Origin of the sequence: Chloroflexus aurantiacus J-10-fl (assembly GCF_000018865.1) — a bacterium.
Classification (GTDB): domain Bacteria; phylum Chloroflexota; class Chloroflexia; order Chloroflexales; family Chloroflexaceae; genus Chloroflexus; species Chloroflexus aurantiacus.
The window spans coordinates 1,450,799-1,470,619 of record NC_010175.1 but is presented as its reverse complement, the minus strand read 5'-3'; the positions used below and the strand labels follow the sequence as shown (position 1 = coordinate 1,470,619).

Below are 19,821 nucleotides of genomic sequence, written 5' to 3'. Positions count from 1 at the left end.
CGCCTCCGGCGCACTCGCCACCTGCACCTGCCCGCCGTGCCTGCTTCCAGCAGGGTGGCATATCAAACCTTGCGTGATACGGGCATCACTGCTTGACACCGAATATGCGGGTATCCGTAGGGGCGGGTTCTAAACCGCCCCTACAGACGGTGCCTGAACCCATTCATCTTGCCATGCAAGGGATGCGGTGAGCGAGCGAAATCACCCCAGCACGCCGGTGACCACAGACACGCCAAACGGCATGTCCGCGGCACACGTCGGGGTGAATACGGTCTCCCGACCGAGTTACCCGTGTCGCGGAGTGTGGAGTCACGATCCGGCGCGGGTCACGCCGTTAACCCTACCGGTCACGGGGATGCGGTGTGTGCTCATCACGATTAGTCTGTCAGTGATGAATGAGATAACTTCCAGGAGATGTTTTTTGAAACAGGTTCTACCCTTACCCGTTCACTTGCGCCGCCACATCTGCCGTAACCGTTGCCAGAATCGTTTCCAGCGTCCAACCTGCTGGCTACCGGTTTCACGTGCTTTTGCCATCAACAGCGCGGCCTGCTCGCGGCCCAACTGGATCGCCTCACGCCCAATCTCCTGCAAACGCTCGCGATCAACAATTTCGCCTTCCGCAAACCAGCGCCACGCGGCTGTTCCGGTTGTGTAGGTTCCGGCATACGCTATCGCCACTTTAGGCGCTACTCCCCACACCGGAATCAGTCCCACCAGCATTCGGGCCAGTTGGCGCCAGATAAACGCCCCCCCAATCACCGGTAGTACCTCGAACAGGCGCTCGCGAATATCGGGTGGTGCTCCGTAGGCCAGGGCAAGCCGGTAGACCAGCATAGCCTGATTCTTGGTCAAGATCAGGGTGTCGGCGGCGGCAAACGGCATGTTGAGCAGCGGAATTTGTGATGGTAAGGCGGTTGCCAGCACATACGATGCATTGGTAAAAGAGACGCTGCTAATTAGTTGTTTGGCCAGCACCGGACGCAGACCGGGCAACCGCCGGGCAGCGGCCAGATGCAAAGAGGCCGGTAGCCGTTCAAGAATCGCTTCAGCCAGTTGCCGGTCGGTATCCGGGGCATCTGGATCAGGCACAACCAGCAAACGGGCATGGGCAACCCGTGGATGTAGCGGCCCGGCATCAGAGGGCAGTGCCGTGCCCCAGACCACCACAACCGTAGGCAGGGATAGGGCGGCCAGTTGCTCAATCACCGTTAACTCACGGGCCGACAAACGAATATTCCGATCCAGACCAATAATAACGAGATCGACGTTCCGTACCTCTGCCGGTACAATCGTGGCTAGATTGGCCTGATGGATCGGTGATGGCCCGACTGCACCATAGCGCTGCTCACCGTATTCCAGGCGGGCGGCAATACTCTGGCAGACCCGTGTCGCGCCGACACAGACGATAGTCAGCGGTGACTCGGCTTCTTTCCGAATATCCTCAACATTTATTTCACGCAGCGTATTCCAGGCAAGATTAAGATCGTTCCAGCTCGGCATGCAATAGCCCTCGTGGTGTCTGCTGATATGCATTGACAGCGCCATTATAGCACGTACTGTCAGGGCAGAACTGTCAGTATGGTATAATACGAATCAGTATGCGCAACGCGCCGTTTGTGCCTGAAGAGGAGGAATTAAATGGAACTCACACACCGCCGGCTCAATCGAGTTGACCTCATCGAGGTGATTGGGCGCGTTGATGCAGCTTCTGCGCCACAACTTAAACAACTGATTGAGTCGATTTTCGCCGACGGTCGCTATCGCATTGTGTTGGATCTCAGCAAGCTCGAATACATCAGCAGTCCGGGTTTGCGCGTCTTGATTGAAGCGCGTAAGAAGGCTCGTGATTGGAAGATCACCGATCTTGAAGGTGGTGATGTTCGTATCGCTAACTTGCCACCCCGCATCAAAGAGGTGTTCGATCTAACCGGTTTCAGTTCGCTCTTCGAGATCTATGGCGATACCGTCGAAGCAGTTGGATCATTTTGAACCTGCCCTATTGCCAGACGTGTTCGTCTGGTCGCACAATCGCCATGGAGAGTATTACCCTTACTGCTGATCTGGATGCGTTGGCCAAAACCAGTGCATTTATCACCGCCGCAGCCGAGCGTTGTGGTCTGGATGAACGGGCAACCTGGCAGGTGCAGCTTGCAGTTGATGAAGCTGTAACCAACGTCATCCAGCACGCTTACGATCCTGACCAACCCGGTGATTTCACCCTGAGCTGGCAGTGCCATGATCAACGCTTTATCGTGACTGTACGCGATCATGGTCGTCAGTTTGATCCATCTACTGTGCCGGTACCTGACATCACCTCGCCGTTGGAAGAGCGTCAGGTTGGCGGCCTGGGTATCTATCTCATTACGCGCTTAATGGACGAAGTTCATTTTGAATTTTCACCCCAAGGCGGCAATTTACTAACGATGGTCAAGTATCTACCATCTGATCAGGCTGAAGAAGCCAATGAAGTGGTCGTTATTCCCATCAACGACCGGATCGATGCGCTGACCGCACCCCGACTGAGCAAGACGGTGAACGAACAGATCAGCCAGGGCGCTCGTCAGATTGTGTTGGACTTCAGCAATGTTCCTTTTCTGTCCAGTAGTGGCTTGCGCGCGTTGCTTCTTATCCGTAAGGAGTTGATGACGCTCGGCGGTGAATTACGGTTGGCCGCTTTACAACCGCAAGTCCACGAAGTCTTTACGATTACCGGCTTTACCCAGGTTTTCAATATTCATCCCTCAGTCACAGAAGCCCGCGCAGCATTTTCCCAGAGGCGTTGAGTGTCGCGCGAACAGATGCTGACATGGTATGGGTTGGTGGTTGGCGTGGTGGCGTGGATGTGGCTGTTTACCCTGCCCGCTACGCCGGTAGCTCCCATACTGGTGATATTGTTTGCAGCGATGGCCTTTGCCGTTGATCTGCTGGCATTTCGTACCCCGCCTGCCGATGTCCATAGTCTTGCCCCGCTGGTGCTGATCACGGCCAGTCTGACCCTTGGGCCGGTGAATGCGGCATGGCTGGCGGCTATTGAGGGGGTTGTCTCCGGGGTGGTGATTCTGCTGTTGACCAACCGTCCCCGTACATCCTTTTCTCTGTTTGGTCGTCCTCTCTTGCGCAGTGGTCTGCGCACCCTGGGCATACTCGCTAGTGCGTGGCCGGTCGGCGCTCTGAGCAATCAACCACTTACCGACCAGAACCTTACGCCGCTCTTCCTGTCAACTCTGTTCGGCTTTCCGCTCGTTACCCAAACCGGACGCATGCTCCGCGAACTGTTGCAAGGTGGGCGTAGTGGTCTGGCAACCTGGTGGCGTTCGGCATGGCCCGCAATTTTGGGCGCGGAGATCGCGCCGCTTCCTCTGGCCTGGTTGGGAGCCGCGATTGCCCGGCAGCTCGAACTCATTCATCTCACACTCGCCGGTCTTGCCCTGGTTGCCTCGGCAGCCATTCTCCGCCGCTCCTCGCTCAACCTGCAACGCCAACGCCGTTCAGTGCGTGAATTAGCCCGCCTGAATGAAGTGAGTCGGGCCATTATTCGCAGTGAACTCGATGTTGAAGCCCTCTGCGAGCTGATCTACCGTGAAGCGAGTCGGATTGTCGATACCTCGTCGTTCCATCTGGGTCTGTTTCACGGCAATCACTATACGCTCATGGTACGCATTCAAGATCGCGTGCGGTTGCCCCGCTTGACGGTTGATCTCTCGGAAAACAGTGGACTGATCGGCTGGATTCGGGAGACCGGGCGGGCAATCCTGGTGGAAGACTTTGTACGCGAGATGGATCGTCTGCCGGCCCGTCCGCGCTATCAGAGCGAACGGCCCCCACGTTCAGGCATTTATGTGCCGCTCATTGCCGGTGAAACGGTGATCGGCTCGATTTCGGTGCAAAGCTACGAACCGGGTGCCTTCGATGCCAATGACCTGCGCCTCATTTCGCTCATCGCCGACCAGGCCGCGGTGGCGATTGCCCGTGCTCGCGCCTTTCACGAAGCACGCCAACGGGCAAACCAGTTACAGGCCATTCGCGAAGTCAGTCAACAGATCACGGCGATTCTTAATCTCGACCAGTTGTTGCCTTCGGTTGTGCGGCTCATCCGTGAACGGTTCGGTTACCACCCGGTGCACATTTTTACTCTGTCTCCCGATGACGAACGCATCTACTTTCGCGCTTCCACAGCCGATGGTGCCGATCTTGAGCGGATTCGTGCCCTCTCCCTCCGTATCGGCCAGGGTCTGGTTGGCGAGGCGGCTCAACGCGGTGAACCGGTGTTGGTAAGCGATGTCATAAACGACCGCCGCGCTATTCGTGATACCTGGCAAACCCGTTCCGAGCTGGCAGTGCCGCTACGGGTTGGTTCAACAGTTATCGGTGTGCTCGATGTGCAGAGTGATGAGCCTGATGATTTTGATGAAGACGATCTGTTCGTGATTCGCACGCTGGCCGATCAGATCGCGATTGCCATCGAAAGCGCCAATGCTTACACTGCCCAACAAGAAGAGGCGTGGACGCTGAATGCCTTGTTACAGATCGCCGAGAATGTTGGCCGCGCTACCACCTTACCCGATCTGTTGGCTACTGTCGTGCGCTTGCCGCCGCTGTTGCTGGGATGTCCGCGTTGCTACATTGCGCTCTGGGATCGTGAGCGGAACGATTTTGTTCTGCGTGCGGCGTATGGGTTGTCTCGCCAGGCCCGCGCAACTCTGATCGACGAACCGGCCCGCTCGCCATTTTTGCTACGCTTACGCGAACGAACTATCGAGAGTGAACAGATCAATATCGAGACCTTGTGGCAGGCGCAAGACAATGCCGATCAATGGCCAGCCCTCATTCCGGCGGCACACAGCGGTGCCCTGATCGGGTTGCCGATCAAAGTGCGCACCACGCTACCCGGTGTGCTGGTACTGGATTACAACGATCCGTTTATTGCCCTCAGCAGTCGTCAGCAAAGTCTCTGCATCGGCGCCGCGGCACAGATTGCCAGTGCTCTGGAAAGTCTGTTGCTGGCGGCAGAGGCGGCAGAAGCCGCTCGCCTCGAACAGGAACTGCGCGTCGCACGCGAGATTCAACGCACCCTGTTGCCCACTCGTCTGCCGGTAGCTCCGGGCTGGCAGATCGATGCCGCCTGGCAATCGGCCCGGCTGGTTGGTGGTGATTTCTACGATTTCTGGCCTTTATCATCAGGAGATGGCCAGTATCACGAACTGGGGTTTGTCATCGCTGATGTAAGCGATAAAGGGATTCCCGCCGCAATGTTCATGACCATGGCGCGTTCGCTGGTACGTGCCGCTGCGCTCGATGGCTCTGCGCCGGCACGTGCGATGGAACGGGCCAACCGCTGGTTGTACCGCGACTCTGAGTCGGGGATGTTTGTGACCCTGTTCTACGCCCGGCTTAACCTGGAAACCGGTCATCTCTGTTTTACCTGTGCCGGGCACAATCCGCCACTCGTGTACCGCGCTGCTACCGGACATATCGAGGAATTGCACACGCCCGGCATTGCACTGGGGGTGATTGCTGAAGCAACTCTGGCCGAAGCCAGTACGACCCTTGCGCCCGGTGATGTGTTGGTATGCTACACCGATGGGGTCACCGAAACGGTGAATGAAGCGCTGGTTCCTTTTGATCTCAGCGGACTACGCGCCGTGATCAAGACCTATCACACAGCACCTGCCGGTGCCATCGTCCAGGCCATTCTGGCGGCGATTACACGCCATAGCCACGGTCAGCCCCCGTTTGATGACATTACGCTGATCGTTATCAAGCGAGAGTAGAGTCGTTTACGATACGTTCCAGGCAGCAGGGAAAGGCTAGCGGGCGAGAAACCGTGTGATCCGTTGAAAGATGGCCGACCGGTACGGCCCGGTGAGTAGCAGTTGATGACCGGTGGCCGGCCAGTATGTGAGTTCACGGTAAGTACTGCCGATCTGAGCCATGATAGCTGCGGCACTGGCTGGATCGGCTGTTGTATCACTGCGACCGTGCATAATCAGGGTTGGTGCCCGTACCAGCGGCAGTGCACGACGAGCGGCTGCCAGAGTCAGCCGCAACTCATCAGCGGCGGCGACTGACACCTTCACCGAGCGTCGTAGCATCTGTTGAATGACCGGATCGTCGAGATCAAGGCCGGGCTGGCGACGCCAGATTGATGCCCGTAGATCGGGGCTGCTGAAATCGGCCTGGGCCAGCAGATAAAACCAGGGGGTCACGTAGCGGACAATCCCCAACAGATCAACCCGCCAGTCGCCACCAAGGCGGTAGGGTGTTGCCAGCATCACCAGGCGGTGCACAGGGCGCTGTGCTGCCAGCAACGCGGCCAGTGCGCCACCCAATGAAAAACCCACTACTGAGACAGCAGTAGACCGGCGGGCGAGTGCGTCAAATGCCGCCTGCACCGCAGCCAGCCAGTCCGTCCAGCGCACAGCAATCAGGTCTTCAGGGTTCCCGGTATGTCCGGGCAGACGCATACCAAATACCGTATAGCCGGCTTGCGCCAGATGATCGCCTAGATCGCGCATCTCACCGGGATCGCCGACAAACCCGTGGATCAGCAAGCAAGCGTGATCACCACTCGACAACAAATACGGTTCAAGCATTGGGATCAACGTATACCAGCTTACGGAAGATATTGATATTACGCTCGCCAATACCGGAAATGGCCGTCAGATCATCAACACTCTTGAACGGCCCGTGAGCTTCGCGGTAGGCAATGATGCGATCCGCCAGCACCGGCCCGATGCCGGGCAAGGCGATCAGGGTCTCGCGATCAGCGCGGTTAATATCAACCGGCGCCAGTTCGGTTCCTTCAGCCGATACTTCTTCCTTCTCCTCTGCCCGCCCGGTCTCGGCGATGGGTGATTCGACCTCACCCGACTCTGCGACTTGCACGTCTGACGACGGTGCCGGCTGTTCTGTGACCATGCCGGCAGTGGTTGCAGATGCTGAAGCCACCTGCGATGAAGCATCGGCGTCTCCAGTCGAGACGTGGGTGACCGGCGCAGCGGATTGAACAGTATCAGACGCTGAAGCTACATCGTTTACCCCATTGCGATCACTCGCAGCCGTCTCAGCGCTTGCACTACTCCGCCGAATTGTCGGTGGCGCACCACGATGAACACGAGTCACAATCGGTCGTGGCCCACTGCTGGTGGATGCAGGAGCTGACGGTGCTGACGGCGCTGGTGATGGTGACGGCGCTGATGGAGCCGCCGATGGAGCTGGTGATAGATCGGACACCGGTGATGGGGTTTGATCTCGCTGCATCCGGCGCCAGATCACGTATCCAATCCCGAGTAATAAGGCAACCAACAGCAACTTACGCCACATAACAGTTTGCTCCCCGGTTGTAGATGCGGATCCATACCTCTATTCGGCACCCTGTACGAGCGAACGCAGCAGGGCCAGATTCATGCGATCCTCAGCCATATCCTCGCCTTTTGGGGTTTCGATAATCATCGGCAAATCGGCAAAGCGTGGGTCATTCACCAGCATACGGAACGCCTCAACACCGATACAACCCTGCCCAATGTGCGCATGCCGATCCACCCGACTACCCAAATCCTTCTGGGAGTCGTTTAGATGAAAGCATTTGACCCGTGTCAGGCCAACCAGACGGTCAAGCTCGGCAAATGTGGTCTGATACCCTTCGGGATCACGAATGTCGTAGCCGGCCGCAAAGATATGACAGGTGTCAACACAAATCCCCAACCGCTCGTGGTACGGGATCAATTCGAAGAGGCGGGCCAAATGCTCAAAGCGGTAACCCAGCGCTGTCCCCTGCCCTGCCGTCGTCTCAAGCAAGATCATCGTATTACCGCCGACACCCTCTGCCAACAGCCGGCAAATCGCATCAGCAACCCGCGCCAGACCAGCCTCTTCACCAATGCCGGTATGGGCACCGGGATGGGTCACCAGATACGGAATATCGAGTTGTGCACAACGTTCCAGCTCGTCGGCGAACGCTGCAATCGACTTCTCGCGCAGTTCATCGGCTGGCGCTGCCAGATTGATGAGGTAGGAGTCGTGGACGACGACCGGATGAATACCGGTACGTTGTTGCTCTGTCCGAAATGCTGTCGCCTCTTCCGGCGAGATGGGTTTCGCTGTCCACTGCCGTTCGTTTTTGGCGAAAATCTGCATCGAGTCCAGGCCAACCGATTCACCACGGGCAAACGATTTTGAGACGCCGCCCGAAATCGACATGTGTGCACCAAATCGCGGCATGCAGTCACCTTAATCACTTTGTGCCGGCGAGTACCGGATACTGCAATTATATCACGGCATTCACGGAAGCCGGATAGAAGGGTAGTCGGTGAGGATGGGAGATGTCTGGTGAAGCTTTCCCCATACGTCGCCTGGTAGCCGGTATGATGCCGTGCGACGCGCATCGGTTGAGTGACGTGTCAGCACATGAATGAAAAGTATTGGCGAAGAGACTCATCTCGCATCCACGCCACATCACCGTGTCGCCGTGATTCTTTTCGCTTGACATGAACCTGTGCCGGCGTTAGACTACTACTGCATTCTGCCGCATCAAAAAGCTGTTCATCGCGATGGAACGCTCGCTACCAGCCGGAATACCTCACCGCCACCGGTCGCGCTTTTGGCGGATCATTGAATGGTTACTGGTGATCGCTGTCTTGATCATCCTGGCAATACTGCTAGGGTACGGCGCGATCATCCTGAGTGACCGGCTGTTGGCTGAACGTATCTACCCCAACATTAGTGTGCGTGGCCTGCCAATTGGTGGAATGACCCGCGCCGAAGCGCGGGCCGCACTGCACCGTCGCTACGCCGAATTCCTTGCCACACCGGTAACCCTGCACTTCAACGACCAGGTCTGGCGACCGGCAGCCGAAGACCTTGGCCTGCACCTGGCGATTGAAGAGGCGCTTGATGCCGCATTCGCGATTGGTCATCAGTCGGAATGGGAAGTAAATGCCCAAATTGCCGCAGCGACCTGGCAATACGGCATCGATCTTCCGCTCCATCTTACCTTCGATCAGCGTGTCGCTCAGGCCACGCTCCAGATGATCGCCACCGAGATCGACCGTGCTCCCATTGATGCGAGTGTTGATCTGCGCGGCAGTACAGTTGTTGTCGGTCGTGAAGCATGGGGTCGTCAGACCTTAATCGATGAGACGTTGGCCGATATTGCGGCTGCCGTGCAAAGCCTGCAACCGCAAGAGATTGCCATCCGCACGCGCATCCTCGAACCACAGGTACGTGATAGCGATCTGGCGCCAACCGTCAGTGAATTGCGTCTCTTGCTCAGCGGTCCGATCCAGCTTGAAGGTCAGGGCGGTCAATGTCGAGCGGGATGTCGCTGGGAGTGGTCGCTCGATCAGATCGCATCCTGGATCAGGCTGCGCAGCCTGACCGCAGTTGATGGTCGTCCGGCGATGGCCGTTATGATCGACCAGGCGGCTATTCGTGCCGCATTGACTCCAATTGCTGCTGCTCTTCGCGAAGAGGGTGGTCTGCCCAGAGTTGATTGGAATGACGGGAATCTGCGCATCCGCACTCCCGGTACCCCCGGTCGTGGTCTGGCTGTCGAAGAGGCGATGGCCCGTATCAACGCTGTACTGTACAGTAGCGAACGAACCGTCACCCTCCCCCTCCGCGAGCTGCCGCCACCGGTCACTGCTGACAATCTGGCTGCGCTGGGCATCAGTGCACCGGTCGGCGTAGGGGTTAGCTCGTTCCGCAATTCAGCGCCATACCGGATCACGAATATTCAGGCCGGCACGCGCCAGATGGATGGGGTCTTGATCCCACCTGGCGCCACGTTCTCGTTCAACACCACGTTAGGGCCGGTTACCGCTGAGCGCGGCTTTGTCGAGGGCTATGCGATTATTGATAACCGCACGCAGAAAGAGTGGGGTGGCGGGCTGTGCCAGGTTAGCACTACTGTCTTTCGGGCAGCCTTCTTTGCCGGCTTACCCATTACTGAACGGCACGCTCATTCCTTTCGTATCGGTTGGTACGAGGAACTGGGTGAACCGCCGGGGCTTGATGCTGCAATCTTTACCGGTGTGCACGATCTGCGGTTTGTGAACGACACCGGTGGCTGGTTACTGTTGACCGGAACCGTGGACACCCGTCGCCAACAACTTACCATAACGCTGTATGGATCGCCGACAAACCGACGGGTGGAGTATTCATACCGCATCCTGGAACGGATGCCGGCCCCTACCCGCCCTGTCTATATCGATGATCCGACCCTGCCGAGTGGTGTCGTTCGCCAGACCGACACTGCACGTGATGGTTTACGGGTGGAAATCTACCGTACCGTGTACGCGGACGGTGCCGTTCATCTCCGGGATACGATCCCAACCACATTCCAACCCTGGCCCGACATCTTCGTGCGCGGTGTGGGGCGGTAGGGCTACTGTGCAGTATACCCGGTCTACGAGTAATCCAAAGTATGCGCGCAGTGATGTGCGACTCGTCCTCTTCCCGGCTCGGCACTGAACTGCTGGGGAACAGGATTCGCTTGAGCTACCGCTATGGGCAGGGCTTACCCCCAACACCCGGTAACAACGCAGGTTATCCCATCAATACGCATTTTCCTGCCGACCGGTAATAAAATTGATAATCGTGCGCAGAATGATCTTGATGTCGAACAGCAGTGACCAGTTTTCGACGTAGTAGAGGTCGTAGCGTGTGCGCTCTTCGATACTGGTATCACCGCGTAAACCATTCACCTGGGCCCAACCGGTTAAGCCGGCCTTTTCTTTATGCCGACGCATATAGCGCGGAATCTGTTGGCGGAACTGTTCAACCCAACGGGCCTGTTCAGGCCGCGGCCCTACGATAGACATCTCACCGATGAGCACATTGATCAACTGTGGTAACTCATCAAGACTGGTACGCCGCAAAAAGCGACCTACCCGGGTTACTCGTGGATCATTCTGCACCGTCCAGGTGCTAAACCGTTCCGCATCCGGGCGCATTGTCCGAAACTTAATCATCCAGAAGGGCTGACCATCGAGACCAACCCGTTCTTGCAGGAAAAAGATCGGCCCACGTGATTCAAGCCGAATAGCGAGCGCAATCAACAGCATGACCGGGGCAGCGACGAGCAGTACCAGCGATGCAACGACCAGATCAAGCCCACGTTTGAGTGCACGGTTCCATGGATTGTCGAGTGCGGCATTCTTAACACTGACGAGCGGTAGATCGCGCAAATCGCCAATCGAGACCTCGTTGTTCGTAATCAATTGAAACGTATCGGGATAGACTTTAATAGCGACCGATTCATCTTCAGCGAGCGCAATCACCTCGAGCAGGTCTTGCGAGGAACGACCGGAGAGCGCAATGATCACCTCATCGGCACGGGTTGCCCGGATCACCCGACGAATATGGTCGGTGCGTCCCAATACCGGTAATCCATCGACCAGATCGCCGATTGGTACGGTATCGGAAAGAAAGCCCTGTACCCGATAGCCCAACTCAGGTCGCCGCCGGATCGTATTCCAGACCAGACGGCCCGGCTCACGGGCACCGACAATCAACACCCGCCGGGTATCAATATCAAAGCGGCGCAACACGTAGACAAAGGTGCGATGAAGAAACCGACCGGTCAGACAGCCAGCGACCGCCAACAACCAGCCCTGAAAGAGGATTTCCCGCGTCCATGGCATCTCTTCGCCACCAAACTCGCCGATCAGCGCATTCACGAAGATCACCAGCACCATCGTAAACGAGACTGCGGTCAATACCTTCACCGCTTCATCAAGACGTGAGGCACCACGCTTCATCTCGTACAGGCCGTGGCTGGTGAAGACAATAAGTGCGATAATGCTGCCGAGCACGCTCAGCCGTAGTGGCGTTAGCGGATCGGCGGGGAGGCGAAAGCCGGCACTGACGAGCGACTCGGCGCCAAGCGCATACGCTGCCTGCGTCGCCAGATTCAGCGCCGCAATATCGAATACAATCAGTAACAGACGTAGCAATGTCTGCCACGCCCGCGGACGCAGCAAGGAGCGCGCTCTAACCGACGTGGCGCGCCCTGGATGGGAGGAGGAGATTGCGGCCAAGTGCCCACAGCTCCTTTACAGTAATTCCTAACTCGATCAAACCATTCAGAAATGCAGGGGTCGTCGCAGCGTAATGCTTGCGATGAAACAGTCGCATCGCGTCGTAGAACGCCCGAATTGACGGAATTGGTCGCCGGCTGGAAGCTGCCCGCTTGTAATGATAGACGGTTACCGCAGGGTAATAGACAACTTTCCAGCCGTACTGCTTAATACGGTAAGCCCAATCAAGGTCTTCGCCATACATGAAGAACGCCTCATCGAGCAGACCGACTTCGCGCACCACCGACGTGCGAACCATCATACACGCCCCGACCACCGCATCAACCTCAGTCTCCACATCAGGATCGAGGTAAGTCAAATTATATGCAGCGAAGCGGCGGCTGCGCGGGAAGAGGCGGGCCAGCCCGAACAAGCGGTAAAAGGCAATTGCAGGAGTGGGGAAACTGCGCCGACAGGCCAGATCGAGCGAACCATCGGGTAAGAGCAGTTTCGGTCCCACGACGCCGACCGTTGGATGATGGTCGAGATAATCAACCATCCCATCGAGGGCACCGGGCGGTACTACGGTATCGTTATTGAGAAGCAGAATGTAGTCAGGTGGATCGGGTAAGGTAAGAATCTGCCGTAACGCCAGATTGTTACCGGCAGAAAAACCACCGTTGACCGGACTCTCGATCAGATGCACCCACCCAAACCGCTCACGAACCATTGCGGCGCTACCATCAGTTGAGGCATTGTCAACCACCCACACCGATAGATCGCAGCGGGTTGGCGAAGCAGCAATCGAGGCCAGACAATCAGCTAACAGATCGGCCCGGTTGTAGTTGAGGATAACAACGGCAAGACTACTCATTATCGACATGCCCGGTCTGCACTGGTAGACAACCCTGGTTCAGTATACCACAGGTTATTCTTGTTTTATATGCAAGAAGCGAATGGTAATCGATTAGACGTTTGCAAAATCAATTTAAGGCTTCATAATGCAAAATTAAATATCGATACCTATAGCTTGACAATGTGTATCAGGCGTATTATACTGGCCGAAAAGGCGGTAAAATTTTGCTTATCATTACACGTTATCCGAGTCAGGGCAACCGTAAGGCGCGATGTGAGAACGGTCGCCGCGCCAACCGTCAGCAGAGGGAGTCGCTATGAGCAGAGCAAAAGCGAAAGACCCCCGTTTTCCCGACTTTTCGTTCACCGTCGTTGAGGGTGCGCGGGCCACACGAGTACCGGGAGGGCGGACGATTGAAGAAATCGAGCCGGAATACAAGATCAAAGGGCGCACAACCTTTAGTGCGATCTTCCGTTACGATCCCTTTGATTTCTGGGTAGGGCCGTTCTACGTTGGCTTTTGGGGCTTTGTCTCGGTCATCGGGATCATCTTCGGTTCGTATTTCTACATCAACGAGACAATCCTCAAAGGTCCCTATTCAATACCGCAAAACTTCTTTGCCGGACGAATTGATCCCCCGCCACCCGAACTTGGGTTGGGGTTTGCCGCACCGGGTGAACCGGGCTTTGCCTGGCAGATGACCGTCCTCTTTGCGACGATTGCTTTCTTCGGCTGGATGATGCGCCAGGTCGATATTAGTATGAAGCTCGATATGGGCTATCACGTTCCGATTGCATTCGGGGTTGCATTTTCGGCCTGGTTAGTCCTCCAGGTTATTCGCCCGATAGCCCTCGGTATGTGGCACGAAGGCTTCGTGCTCGGCATTATGCCCCACCTCGATTGGGTGTCGAATTTTGGCTATCGCTACAATAATTTCTTCTACAATCCGTTCCACGCTATCGGCATCACCGGACTGTTCGCATCAACCTGGCTGCTGGCCTGCCACGGCTCGCTCATTCTCAGCGCTGCGCAGTACCGTGGCCCGGAAGGTGGCGATATTGAGAACGTCTTCTTCCGTGACGTGCAGTACTATTCAGTGGGCGAGTCGGGTGTGCACCGATTAGGGTACATCTTCGCGATTGGCGGCATCCTGTCGGCTGATCTGTGCATTTTGCTGTCGGGCTGGCCGGTGCAGGATTGGGTAAGCTTCTGGAATTTCTGGAATAATCTGCCCTTCTGGAGCGGCGTCTAGAGAGGAGCACACTGGTATGGCGACAATCAATATGACGCCGGGCGATCTGGAACTGGGTCGTGATCGCGGTCGGATCGGAAAACCAATTGAGATTCCGCTCCTGGAAAACTTCGGCTTCGATAGCCAGCTCGGCCCGTTCTATCTCGGCTTTTGGAACGCAGTGGCTTACATCACCGGTGGTATCTTTACCTTTATCTGGCTGATGGTGATGTTTGCTCAGGTGAATTACAATCCGGTGGCCTTTGCCAAGTACTTTGTGGTCTTGCAAATCGATCCGCCGTCATCACGCTATGGCCTGAGCTTTCCGCCGCTGAATGAGGGTGGATGGTGGCTCATCGCGACCTTCTTCCTGACGGTCTCGATCTTCGCGTGGTATATGCACATCTATACCCGCGCCAAGGCGCTCGGGATTAAGCCCTACCTGGCTTACGGCTTCACCGGTGCGATTGCGCTCTACCTGGTGATCTATATCATTCGTCCGGTGTGGATGGGTGATTGGTCGGAAGCGCCGGCCCACGGCATCAAAGCGCTGCTCGACTGGACGAATAATGTGAGCGTGCGTTACGGCAATTTCTACTACAATCCGTTCCACATGCTCTCGATCTTCTTCTTGCTCGGATCAACGTTGTTGCTGGCGATGCACGCCGGTACCATTTGGGCACTCGAAAAGTACGCTGCCCACGAGGAATGGAATGAGATTCAGGCTCCCGGTACCGGTACCGAGCGTGCTCAGCTCTTCTGGCGCTGGTGCATGGGCTTTAACGCGAATGCCTACTCGATCCACCTGTGGGCATTCTGGTTCGCCTGGTTGTGCGGTATTACCGGTGCATTGGGTGTCTTCTTCTCAATGCCCGATTTTGTCAATAACTGGTTCCAATGGGGTATTGAAGCCGGCATCAACTATCCGCAAGGTCCAACGCCACCGGTTTCACTGCCGTAGCGTTCGTGACACTTCTCTACCTTCCTCCCGGCCTCTCGCCCGTCATCAGACGGGCGAGAGGTTGTTTATTGCACGGGGAGAGGTGACTATCTGAAGACTGGTGTATCAAATCTGGCTTCATAACAGTCATTGCACGCCGTTTTCAGGTGTGCCACCGGCGCGTCGGTGGCTTGTTGTCGGTGGGCCGGTAGGGGCACGGCATGCCGTGCCCCTACGCCTCCTGTCGTACCAGTAGAGACGACGCATGCGTCGCCCCTACCAGCGTCCAGCGGTGAATTGTGTAGGTGCTGCATCAGGGGGATCGTTGGCTGGCGTCTTCTGCCGGGTTTGATTCCAGGTGTTGATCAACGATGCGTATCGTTTTCAGGTGTGCGACCTGGCGAGGCGGAGGCTCGTCGTCGGCGGTCGTAGGGGCGACGCATGCGTAGCCCCTACCAGCGTCCAGCGCTGCATCGTGCAGGTGCTGCATCAGGGCGGTTGGTCAGGGTCTCCTTCCAGGTTTAATCCCAGGTGGTGATCAACGATGCGTATCGTTTTCAGGTGTGCCACCGGCGAGGCGATGGTTTGTTGTCGGTGGGCAGGCGTAGGGGCACGGCATGCCGTGCCCCTACGCCTCCTGTCGTACCAGTAGGGGCGACGCATGCGTCGCCCCTACCAGCGTCCAGCGGTGTATCGTTCAGCTACCCTTCTCAACTGCGCCCTTCCTGTACTCGCTCCACCGACATGGCCAGAGCCAGGGCCAACGCATTGACCAGCGGTTGTAAAGCTGCCGGGACGGCTGCGCTGTCGAGAATCCAGACCTCATCTCCAACCAGCATCTCCAGCACAAGCACCGGTTGCAGGCGCCTGATCAGACCGCCGGTTACGATTCGATACGGACGCAGACGCAGACCGCGAATGGCGGTACGTGCGATCCGCTGTTCACGTGGCCTGCCGACCCGGCTAACCTGACGAATGACGAACGTGTCGCTATCGAGTGAAATCTCGTTGGTTGTCGTGGCGATGGCATACCCACCCACAAGCCGTTGGATGCCGAGTCCGCCCAACAGTCCGGCCAGCGCCGCACTCAGACCGGCTACCGCAAATCCCAGCTCTTGCAGAGCTGCCAGCACACCGGCAATCAGGATCACCATTGCGAAGAACATCAGCAAACCGCCACTAATGAAGGAGGGCAGCGCATGACTGCGGTTGGCCTGGGGGTATGATCGCAGGTGAAGTCGATCCGGTTCTGCTACGATGACTTCATAATACGGCAACGGGCTTAGCCGCCGCCCCAGGCGTTGACGAAGTGATGAGGTTACCATCGCAAAACCCTTACCATCTGATCCCGTCTGCCTCTCGATTTGTACTGTGCATCATGCAGATGCTATCGCGATCAGCATCGCGGATAAGCTGAAGTAATAATTGCTGCTTCATCCTATCACACTTGCACGAATCGAAAGTTCATGCTATACTCCTGTTGCGTTGCGGGAGTGGCTCAGCTGGTAGAGCGACACCTTGCCAAGGTGTAGGTCGCGGGTTCGAATCCCGTCTCCCGCTCCAATGAAGGCCAGTGCGTAAGCACTGGTCTTTTACTTTGCAGTGCCGGGTGAAGGTATACGCTGAACGCCCTCACCACCGGCCTTGCAGTGTAGTAGAGGGGATAAGTAAGAACGACACTGCATTGGTGTCACCGTACACTCCCGTTTCCTCCATACCCCGTAGCCCAGTAGAGGGGAGAGTTAAGCGCTGCGCTGGAGCTTCCTGATGCAGCAGACGTTGTCTTTGCTCGCAGATGCTGTTCACGCCTGAACCTGCTGACACCGGTGCCAAAACAGGTGCGTGGCCTGGCCCGGCGATGCACAGATCGGCAACCTGTGATATAGTTCATACTGGCCGGTTACGTGTAGCCGCGTACCGGCAACGGCGCAATTGCGCCCTTACCAAACGGCCAACCGATAGACAACCGCCGGCACCCATGCTGTGAGTGTCGTTTGTACCCCAACCGGCGAAGCGTATTGTTTGAAGAAACACAACACCTGATCAACATAGACCATGACCCTGCTAAACGCTCACAACCTCAGCAAATACTTTGGTGCTGAACTCATCTTTCACGATGTCAGCTTTCAAATCAGCCGTGGCGAGAAGGTCGCGATTGTCGGTTTGAATGGCGCCGGCAAAAGTACCCTGTTGCGCATTATTGCCGGTCACGAGACTCCTGACAGCGGGAGCGTTCATCTCGCTCGCGGTACTCGTGTTGCCTATCTGGCGCAAGAGGCTCGCTTCAGCGGTGATCGAACACTCTGGCAAGAGATGGAGGCCGCCCTGGCTGAGATCAACGCCTGGCGCGCCGAACTACTCGTGCTTGAAACCAGGCTGGCAGACACCACAGCGGATGATTGGGAAGCGGTGATGGAGCGCTACGGCGAGTTGAGTGCACGCTTCGAGCACGCCGGCGGGTATGAGATAGAACATCGTATCAAGCGCACCCTCCACGGCCTCGGCTTTCAGCCGGAACAGTTCCATCAACCGCTGCGCCAGTTCTCCGGTGGGCAGAAGACGCGCGCCGCACTGGCAGCCGCGCTGTTGAGTGACCCCGATCTGCTGTTGCTCGACGAGCCAACCAATCACCTCGATATGCAAGCCCTGGAGTGGCTCGAACAGTTTCTGCGGAATTGGGATGGCACCCTGATCGTTGTTTCGCATGATCGCTACTTCCTTGACCGGGTGACCAAACGCACTCTGGAGCTGAGCTTCAATCGTCTGGAAGATTATCCCGGCAATTACGAGAAGTATCTGGCTTTGAAAGCCGAGCGCATGGAGCGGCGCCTCAAGGAGTATCAGGCGCAACAGGCGTTTATTGCCCGCACCGAAGAGTTTATCCGGCGCTATCGGGCCGGGCAGCGCGCCCGTGAAGCGAAAGGGCGTGAGAAGCGGCTGGAACGCTTGAAGCGAGAACAGATGCTTGAACGGCCAAAAGAGGCGGCTAAGCTGCGGGTAGCTCTCGATCAGCAGTTGCGTTCGGGTGAACTGGTGTTGCGCCTCGATGGTCTGGTTGTCGGTTTTCCAGGGCAGCGTGGTGAAGGGCAGGCATTGTTGAGGGCCGATGACCTGACGATTCGGCGTGGTGAACGGGTCGGCTTGCTCGGCCCTAATGGCTGTGGCAAGACGACTCTGCTGCGGACACTCGTCGGTCAATTACCGGCACTGCAGGGTGTTGCCCGTTTCGGCCACGAAGTGCGCGTCGGCTACTACGCCCAGGGGCATGATGTTCTGGAATGGAACAACACTGTCCTCGAAGAAGTAGTACGGATCGCACCGGGTCTTGGGGAAGCGGCAGCACGCAATCTGCTGGCCCGTTTTCTCTTTACGGGGGATGATGTCTTCAAGCGGATTGCCGATCTGAGTGGTGGCGAGCGATCACGGGTAGCACTGGCCCAACTGACGCTGCTGCCCGGTAACTTTCTCCTGCTCGACGAACCGACCAACCACCTCGACATTGATGCCCGTGAAGCGTTGGAAGCCGTCTTGAAGGAGTACACCGGGGCGATCTTGTTCGTCTCGCACGACCGCTACTTCATTGACGCACTGGCCGATAAACTCTGGATCGTCGATCAGGGACGGATTCGCGAATTCATCGGCAACTACAGCGAATACATGGCGGCCCAGCAGGCACCAGCCCCTACAGCCACGACGCCAACCGCTGAAGTCAAAGCACCGGCGGCAAAGCCGGCCCGTCCTGACGATGCAGAACGGGCGAAGCAGCGTCGGTTGGCCGCATTGGAAGCCGAAGTCACTGCACTTGAGCAGGATTTGGCTCGCCTGAGCAGCGAACTCGATGCGGCGAGTCAGGCGTGCGATGTTGCCCGCCTGACGGCGCTGGGTGCTCAGTATGCCGAACTGGAACAGTTGCTGGCAACCAAATACGCGCAGTGGGAACAACTGGCTGCCTGACAGAGTCGTTCTGGTTGTTGAAGCCAACGCCCGGCAGTCATACCCGCAACTGAAGGCAATGAATTATCGCGCATACGCATCGATCTATCACGCTGCCGGCCAGGCTACCTTCGGCGCAACCCTGGCCCATACTATTCTTGACCACTTTCCCCGACCACAGCGGGTACTCGATCTCGCCTGTGGTACCGGTGCTGCTGCGCTCGTGTTTGCCGCCGGCGGAGCAACTGTGGTTGGGGTAGATCGTTCGCCGGATATGCTGCGGATTGCCCAGAGCCAGGCAATGCAGCGTGGGTTAGCTGTTGAATGGATCGAAGCCGACATCCGTTCACTTCCATCCGATTCCCGTCTGGCGCCGGCCAGTTTCGATCTGTGTACGTGCCTCTTCGACAGCCTCAACCAGCTTCTTGATGATACCGACCTCGCTACCGTCTGCCGGCAGGCCGGCACCTTATTACGACCGGGTGGACATTTTATCTTTGATTTAAACACGCCCGCCGGTCTGCGTTCGTGGCAAGAATATGATCAGGTTACGTTCGATGGCCGTGATCTGATCGTCATCAACCGGCTCACGTTCGATCCGGCCCAACAGCGCGCCTACGGGCGCATTGTCTGGTTTCGTCGCGAAGGTCAACGCTGGTGGCGCGGTGAAGAGACGCACTGTGAACGTCCGTGGGAAGAAGGCGAGATTGCGGCTGCGCTGGACGCCGGCGGCCTGGTCTTAGTTGACCGGCTTACCCCGCAGTGGCTACCGGCAACCACCGATGAGCCGCGGATCGTGTATGTGGCCACACGACCGGTTGGCTGAGGGTGAGATGGGGAT

General features: G+C 57.2%; 15 protein-coding genes and 1 tRNA gene. 9 read left to right on the top strand and 7 right to left on the bottom strand.

Features of this window, described 5'->3' with window-relative positions; all coding sequences use genetic code 11:
• Positions 1–447: 447 nt before the first annotated feature.
• Positions 448–1,503 (bottom strand): hypothetical protein, encoded by a 1,056-nt coding sequence (locus tag CAUR_RS05570; RefSeq protein WP_012256950.1) that lies wholly within the window; start codon positions 1,501–1,503, stop codon positions 448–450.
• A gap of 138 nt (positions 1,504–1,641) precedes the next feature.
• Between CAUR_RS05570 and CAUR_RS05565 the strand changes: the two genes are divergently transcribed.
• The 3 genes from CAUR_RS05565 to CAUR_RS05555 are packed head-to-tail and all read left to right on the top strand — an operon-like array spanning position 1,642 to position 5,774.
• Positions 1,642–1,992 (top strand): STAS domain-containing protein, encoded by a 351-nt coding sequence (locus CAUR_RS05565; RefSeq protein ID WP_012256949.1) that lies wholly within the window; start codon positions 1,642–1,644, stop codon positions 1,990–1,992.
• Between the two features lie 44 nt (positions 1,993–2,036).
• Positions 2,037–2,786, top strand: coding sequence for an anti-sigma factor antagonist (locus tag CAUR_RS05560; protein WP_012256948.1), 750 nt, complete (start codon positions 2,037–2,039; stop codon positions 2,784–2,786).
• Positions 2,787–5,774: a GAF domain-containing SpoIIE family protein phosphatase gene (locus tag CAUR_RS05555; RefSeq protein WP_012256947.1), complete on the top strand. Its 2,988-nt coding sequence runs from the start codon at positions 2,787–2,789 to the stop codon at positions 5,772–5,774.
• Between the two features lie 36 nt (positions 5,775–5,810).
• Here the strand turns inward: CAUR_RS05555 and CAUR_RS05550 are convergent, their stop codons facing one another.
• Genes CAUR_RS05550 through CAUR_RS05540 form a run of 3 tightly spaced genes read right to left on the bottom strand, consistent with a single transcriptional unit; the run spans position 5,811 to position 8,223 of the window.
• A complete protein-coding gene (locus CAUR_RS05550) occupies positions 5,811–6,596 on the bottom strand; it encodes an alpha/beta hydrolase (RefSeq protein ID WP_012256946.1) in 786 nt (261 codons plus the stop codon).
• Positions 6,589–7,326, bottom strand: a complete 738-nt coding sequence (locus CAUR_RS05545; RefSeq protein WP_012256945.1) for a ComEA family DNA-binding protein — start codon at positions 7,324–7,326, stop codon at positions 6,589–6,591. Before CAUR_RS05545 ends, CAUR_RS05550 begins: the two co-directional genes overlap by 8 nt.
• A 39-nt stretch (positions 7,327–7,365) precedes the next feature.
• The gene (locus tag CAUR_RS05540; protein WP_012256944.1) at positions 7,366–8,223 is read right to left on the bottom strand and encodes a deoxyribonuclease IV; all 858 of its coding nucleotides are present in this window, start codon (positions 8,221–8,223) and stop codon (positions 7,366–7,368) included.
• 329 nt (positions 8,224–8,552) lie between these two features.
• On the opposite strand from CAUR_RS05540, the gene CAUR_RS05535 reads away from it, so the two are divergent.
• A complete protein-coding gene (locus tag CAUR_RS05535) occupies positions 8,553–10,385 on the top strand; it encodes a VanW family protein (RefSeq protein ID WP_012256943.1) in 1,833 nt (610 codons plus the stop codon).
• A gap of 171 nt (positions 10,386–10,556) precedes the next feature.
• Here CAUR_RS05535 and CAUR_RS05530 read toward each other — a convergent pair whose 3' ends face one another.
• Positions 10,557–11,984: an undecaprenyl-phosphate glucose phosphotransferase gene (locus CAUR_RS05530; protein WP_012256942.1), complete on the bottom strand. Its 1,428-nt coding sequence runs from the start codon at positions 11,982–11,984 to the stop codon at positions 10,557–10,559.
• Positions 11,985–11,994: 10 nt separating this feature from the next.
• Complete coding sequence (locus CAUR_RS05525) at positions 11,995–12,894, bottom strand: glycosyltransferase family 2 protein (protein WP_012660597.1); 900 nt, start codon at positions 12,892–12,894, stop codon at positions 11,995–11,997.
• Positions 12,895–13,192: 298 nt separating this feature from the next.
• Between CAUR_RS05525 and CAUR_RS05520 the strand changes: the two genes are divergently transcribed.
• Together CAUR_RS05520 and pufM are read left to right on the top strand one after the other, a co-directional pair.
• A complete protein-coding gene (locus CAUR_RS05520; RefSeq protein WP_012256940.1) occupies positions 13,193–14,128 on the top strand; it encodes a photosynthetic reaction center subunit L in 936 nt (311 codons plus the stop codon).
• A 16-nt stretch (positions 14,129–14,144) separates the two neighbouring features.
• Positions 14,145–15,068, top strand: a complete 924-nt coding sequence (gene pufM / locus CAUR_RS05515) for a photosynthetic reaction center subunit M (protein WP_012256939.1) — start codon at positions 14,145–14,147, stop codon at positions 15,066–15,068.
• Between the two features lie 689 nt (positions 15,069–15,757).
• Here the strand turns inward: pufM and CAUR_RS05510 are convergent.
• Positions 15,758–16,372, bottom strand: a complete 615-nt coding sequence (locus tag CAUR_RS05510) for a hypothetical protein (protein ID WP_012256938.1) — start codon at positions 16,370–16,372, stop codon at positions 15,758–15,760.
• A 162-nt stretch (positions 16,373–16,534) separates the two neighbouring features.
• On the opposite strand from CAUR_RS05510, the gene CAUR_RS05505 reads away from it, so the two are divergent.
• The 3 genes from CAUR_RS05505 to CAUR_RS05495 all read left to right on the top strand — a co-directional run bounded on the left by CAUR_RS05505 (position 16,535) and on the right by CAUR_RS05495 (position 19,806).
• Positions 16,535–16,610 (top strand) — tRNA-Gly (locus CAUR_RS05505).
• A gap of 492 nt (positions 16,611–17,102) precedes the next feature.
• Entirely contained in the window at positions 17,103–19,001 is a 1,899-nt protein-coding gene (locus CAUR_RS05500; RefSeq protein WP_012256937.1) for an ABC-F family ATP-binding cassette domain-containing protein, read from the top strand.
• The gene (locus tag CAUR_RS05495; protein ID WP_242605075.1) at positions 18,940–19,806 is read left to right on the top strand and encodes a class I SAM-dependent methyltransferase; all 867 of its coding nucleotides are present in this window, start codon (positions 18,940–18,942) and stop codon (positions 19,804–19,806) included. Before CAUR_RS05500 ends, CAUR_RS05495 begins: the two co-directional genes overlap by 62 nt.
• The last annotated feature ends 15 nt before the right edge of the window (positions 19,807–19,821 follow it).